This is a genomic window from Eubacterium sp. AF17-7 (genome assembly GCF_003461285.1).
Lineage (GTDB): Bacteria > Bacillota > Clostridia > Lachnospirales > Lachnospiraceae > Eubacterium_U > Eubacterium_U album.
Genome location: NZ_QTWU01000030.1, coordinates 1 through 1,823 on the forward strand (window position 1 = coordinate 1; position 1,823 = coordinate 1,823).

At 30.8% G+C, this 1,823-nt stretch carries 1 protein-coding gene and 1 pseudogene; both read right to left on the bottom strand.

Going from position 1 to position 1,823, the window contains the following annotated elements; translation table 11 throughout:
• Positions 1 to 875: 875 nt before the first annotated feature.
• On the bottom strand, positions 876 to 1,313 hold the full coding sequence (locus DWW96_RS13645) for an SMI1/KNR4 family protein (RefSeq protein WP_117910807.1): 438 nt from the start codon (positions 1,311 to 1,313) through the stop codon (positions 876 to 878).
• A gap of 3 nt (positions 1,314 to 1,316) precedes the next feature.
• Positions 1,317 to 1,823: pseudogene (locus tag DWW96_RS13650) on the bottom strand (hypothetical protein); the annotation flags it as partial.

Sequence of the window (1,823 nt, forward strand, 5' to 3'; positions counted from 1 at the left end):
CCTTACAATTGTACCATCTGATTCCTTTTCTTCAAGCAGTATCGGATATTTTTTATGTGCCATCATTCCCTTTGCTTCCTGCTCACTCTCCACCATGCTGACTATGACTTTGGCAACAGCTATTCTCCACTGCTTACCATTTTTCATGTCGAGATAAGGTTCAGTTACAAAGTACAGAATGATACACCATTTCAGAACATAACCTTGCGAAATTATACACCTGGCAAACAGGCAAAAAGCAATTGCAACTTATTGCATACACTGCATCTCTAGTTTTGTTGTTGGTTAACTTATGCTATATGCACCATTCTGAAAACAGTCTGTAGTTTTCAAAATTTCTTAAAGTCCGCAAGTTATATTTAGAAAAGGAGTTTAAAACCCAACCAGTAGTTCATCTTAATTCTTAGTCGCACACTTTATTTTTCAGAATATACGCAAAAAATCGAGCATATGCCAAAATTCAAATACCTTGAAAAACGAAATATTGTGTGGATCTATGAAACTATACAATACCGGTGGCTAAGCATGTTTCGAGAGATATTTGTTTAATTTATATTTGAAAAATCAGAATAAATTGTAACAGAAATGTGATGTTAGAATGTGTGGATTAAGATTGGGGTATTTTGATTGTATCAGATATAGTAAATACAAAAATCGCTGGGGATATCATATCATTACCAAAATTGTTGGTATTGATGAGACCCCAGCGAATTATTTAATAGCTGTCTATGTTTATGATAAATTATATTGAGTGAAAACTTAGTAATAGATGTATCTTAAAAAGCAAACATATACTTATTAAGTCAAAATTTCTATTATAATACCACTTTCTGCTGATAAAACAGTCTCTCTTAATCAAGTAATCCCCAACACTCTTAATCAAGTAATTCCAAATAGAATTTATCATCTTCTTGAATTTTTAATAAGAATTCTACTAATGAATCTGCTATTTTAACATCATAGTAAAAAATACTACTAGTACTACGCTCTGTTAATTCTATTGATAATAATGCTGATTCACTTCCTTCAAAAAATATCAGTTTTCCATCCTCGTAATCATCGTATATCTCAATATCAGGATAGAATTCAAAATCACCTTTTCTTAATCTAAAATCCCTTATTGACGCGATATCCATGATACGATTCACATTATTCTCTGAGCCATTGATAAATCCATATCCAACCTCTAATAATAACTCCTTTAATTCTTTTGGAACATGTACTTTTAATTCATCCTCTAATTTACTTATTTCTTCTTCTTTCACTTGAAAAAATTTGTTTTCAACATTCTTTTTTAAAAAATCAAACTTCATATTTTAATTTCCTCCTGAAAATAATTTATTTGCTGGAGAAACAACTCCATGTATTCCTGATTGATGCTCATTTGGGAACTTTGCAGGGTGTATATTCCACCATTCATATTCTCCCCCATAAGAATTTTCAATTATATGATGCGCATCATACATATCTCCAGCTTTTCTAACTACCTTTCCTGTGTTAGGAGAAATTACATCTTCTGTGTAATTAGGCCATTTTTGTCTAGTATTAGTTTCCCACTGATTGATCAATTGATTTTTTACTTTATTAAATTCATTTCTATGATTTGCTGTTTCTTTTACTGTTAACTTTGTATATTCTTTATTCCTTAAAGCATTTTTTAATTCTTCTATTTGATTTTTTGATAATTTTATACCAGTTCTTGACTCAACATCTCTTACATAATCTTTTACTAAATCATAATCTATCTTAGAAAAACTACCACCCTCATATGACACACTTCCTGCTTCATCTGCCATAAACCCTGCTAGTTTTCCACTCTTTGC